Annotated in this window: 4 protein-coding genes; 2 read left to right on the forward strand and 2 right to left on the reverse strand. The window is 71.3% G+C overall.

Annotation, left to right across the window (positions count from 1 at the left end; all coding sequences use genetic code 11):
• Both G6R24_RS22995 and G6R24_RS19950 read right to left on the reverse strand, forming a co-directional pair.
• Window positions 1-388, reverse strand: a 388-nt coding sequence (locus tag G6R24_RS22995; protein ID WP_225438822.1) for a PQQ-dependent sugar dehydrogenase, incomplete at its 3' end; no start/stop codon positions are given.
• Window positions 389-603: 215 nt separating this feature from the next.
• Window positions 604-789: a hypothetical protein gene (locus tag G6R24_RS19950; protein WP_163550688.1), complete on the reverse strand. Its 186-nt coding sequence runs from the start codon at window positions 787-789 to the stop codon at window positions 604-606.
• A 392-nt stretch (window positions 790-1,181) separates the two neighbouring features.
• Between G6R24_RS19950 and ftsE the strand changes: the two genes are divergently transcribed.
• Window positions 1,182-2,039: a cell division ATP-binding protein FtsE gene (ftsE, locus tag G6R24_RS19955; protein WP_225438829.1), complete on the forward strand. Its 858-nt coding sequence runs from the start codon at window positions 1,182-1,184 to the stop codon at window positions 2,037-2,039.
• Window positions 2,039-2,874 (forward strand): permease-like cell division protein FtsX (gene ftsX, locus G6R24_RS19960; RefSeq protein WP_163550689.1); only part of this gene is annotated, 836 nt, incomplete at its 3' end. The genes ftsE and ftsX, both read left to right, overlap by 1 nt.

A 2,874-nucleotide genomic window follows, 5' to 3' on the forward strand; every position in this document is an offset into this window, starting at 1 on the left:
TGTCCTGCGCGGACGTGTAGTAGGCGTAGACGTAACGGTCGGTGGCGAACGTCGGGGAGACGGCGAGGCCGAGCAGGCCGGACTCGCCGTGGTGCACGACACCGGGAAGTGTCGTCAGCACGCTCGGGGTGCTGCTACCAGCCGGCAGACGCAGGATGCGGCCGCTGTCCCGCTCGCTGATCAGGGCGTCGCCGGAGGGCAGGAACGCCACGTCCCAGGGGGCGGCGAGACCACTCGTCACCGTTCGCACACCGTTCGCGCCGGTGGTCGAGCCCAGCGCCTCGGGAGACGCCGTGCTGCCCGATGCGGCCGTGCCCGATGCGGCGGTGCCGGCGGCCGGGCTGGCGGCGGGGGAGCCGCCGGTGCTGGTGGAGTCGCCGCAGGCCACCAGTCCGAGCCCGGCCAGCAGGCCCAGCGCGCACGCGGCGGCACCGAGACGCAGTGCCCGCGGGCCGCACCGGCGCTCGGTGCGCGCGTGGCTCGGTTGAGATGTGGCGTGTGCGTGGGGCGCGCGGCAGGCCCGGGTCGCGCGAGGGGTTCGGCGCTCACCCGCGCGGCTCCCTTACCTGCTGGCGGTGTCACGGACGGGACGGGACCAGGCGATCAGGAGGCGTGGCGAACAGCCAGCGCCGTGAGCACCATGATGATCACCAGGATCGTCAGGAACAGCTGTGGCGACAGGTTCGGCGAGTTACGCCGCAGGTACTCCCGGGACGCTCGGCACGTCGGGCACCGGCCTTCGATCACCAGACCCGAGCAGCTCGCGCAGACCAGATCCTCGCTGCCCATGCCGCCTCCTTCCCGCGGCACCAGACCGCACCTGCGAAAACACCAAACGTCTCGCCGGGGAGGTTCGTTCCACCTCGGACCACGCCGTTGGCTCACCACCATGCCCGAGCACCTTGGTGCCAGGCGATCATGACGCCGGACCATCTGGTAGTAGGTGAGCCTGGTATTAGGTGAGCCTGTAACCGGTGGGTCTGATGTCGTGGCAGAACCGTGACGCCTTCACGGTACGCCCGTGCGCGCCCTTTCGCCGCGCTCACTGTCAGTCCGAAGCATGACCGTGCGTACCCGGAAACTCCGCCGGGCGGCGCGCCCGCATGATGCGGCTCCGGTCACGCCCTACCATCTCCGTCACGGAATGTGTTCAGCTTGGCGCCTTGCGTGAGGAGGGTGCAGTGATCGTCCTGGACGCGGTGAGCAAGTGGTATCCCAGCGGCATCCGTCCCGCTCTGTCCGATGTCAGTGCGGAGATCGGCGCGGGAGAGTTCGTGTTCCTCGTCGGACCGTCCGGTTCGGGCAAGTCGACCCTGCTGCGGCTGCTCCTGCGGGAGGAACGGGCGTCCAGCGGGCAGGTCGTCGTCGCCGGACAGGACGTCGCGCGCATCCCCGACCGCCGGGTGCCGCGCCTGCGCCGGACCGTCGGCTGCGTCTTCCAGGACTACCGGCTGCTCCCGAACCGGACGGTCGCCGCCAACGTCGCCTTCGCCCTGGACGTCATCGGACGGCCCCGACATGTCGTGCGCAGCATCGTCCCCGAAGCACTGGAACTCGTCGGACTGGGGGAGAAGGCCCAGAGCTACCCGGACGAGCTCTCCGGCGGCGAACAACAGCGGGTGGCGATCGCCCGGGCCTTCGTCGGACGCCCACGGGTACTACTCGCCGACGAACCCACCGGCAACCTCGACCCCACCACCAGCATCGAGATCATGCACCTGTTGGACGCCATCCACCAGGCCGGCACGACCGTACTGATGGCCACGCACAACGCCGCCCTCGTCGACGCGATGCGCCGCCGCGTCCTCGAACTGTCGGACGGCACCCTCGTGCGCGACGAGGCCCGCGGCGGCTACGACACCGTCCCCGTACCCCTCGCGCCAAGCATCCCGACCCAGTCCGGCCCCGAACTGCCATGGTCCCCCGGGCCATCCGGGCCTGCCGGCGTGTCCGGGGCTGTCGGGGCGTCCGGAACCGCGGGGGCGTCCGGGGCTGCTGGGGTGTCCGGGGTGCCGGCTTCGCGTGGGGCGGTGGGCTGATGCGGCCGGGACCGCTGGCCGCACTGTGGTGGACGGGCCTGCGTCGCAACCTCGCGATGACCGCCTCGGTGATCGTCACGATCACCATCTGCCTGGCCATGCTCGGCGCCGGACTGCTGCTGCGCGCCCAGGTGCACACCATCGACCGCTACCTGCTCGGCCAGCTCGAGGTCGTCATCGACCTCACCGACGCCATCACCCCCGCGCAGCGCTCCGCCCTCGAGGCCGACCTGCACGCCGACCCGGCGATCACCGCCGTCCGGTACGAAAGCAAACAGCAGGTCTTCGACCGTTTCCGCCGGGACTTCCGCGGCTCCCCGGACGTCGTCGCCGGCGTCGCCCCCGAGGACCTGCCCGCCGCCCTGCGCCTCACCCTGGCCGACCCCCGCGCATCCGGCGATGTCGTCGTCACCTACACCGGCCTCGACGGGGTGGAGGCCGTCCGCGACCAGCGGGCCCTGCTGGCGCCGCTCTACCGTTTCCTCGATGCCTTCACGATCGGCGCGTTCACCCTCGCCGCGGTCCAGGCCCTGGCCTCGTTCGCCCTGATCTACACGATGATCCGCATCTCCGCGCACGGTCGACGCCGTGAGACCGCCATCATGCGTCTGGTCGGCGCCTCCAACGGGACGATCCGGGCGCCGTTCGTGCTCGAGAGCGCGGTCGCCGGCGTGGTCGGCGGCCTGTGCGCCGCCGGCCTGCTGATCGCCGCGAAGGTCCTGCTGGTGGACGGCCAGTTCACCCGCCAGTCCACCTTCCCCCTCTTCGACTGGTCGGCCGTCTGGGAATCCGCCGCCGCCGTCCTGGCCGTAGGCCTGTTCGCCGCCGCAGCCAT

Origin of the sequence: Candidatus Frankia nodulisporulans, assembly GCF_902806475.1 — a bacterium.
Lineage (GTDB): Bacteria > Actinomycetota > Actinomycetes > Frankiales > Frankiaceae > Frankia > Frankia umida.

Bases quoted from the DNA above. Each gene is read 5' to 3' on its own strand.
- G6R24_RS19950 (WP_163550688.1), bottom strand. From the start codon at position 789: ATGGGCAGCGAGGATCTGGTCTGCGCGAGCTGCTCGGGTCTGGTGATC.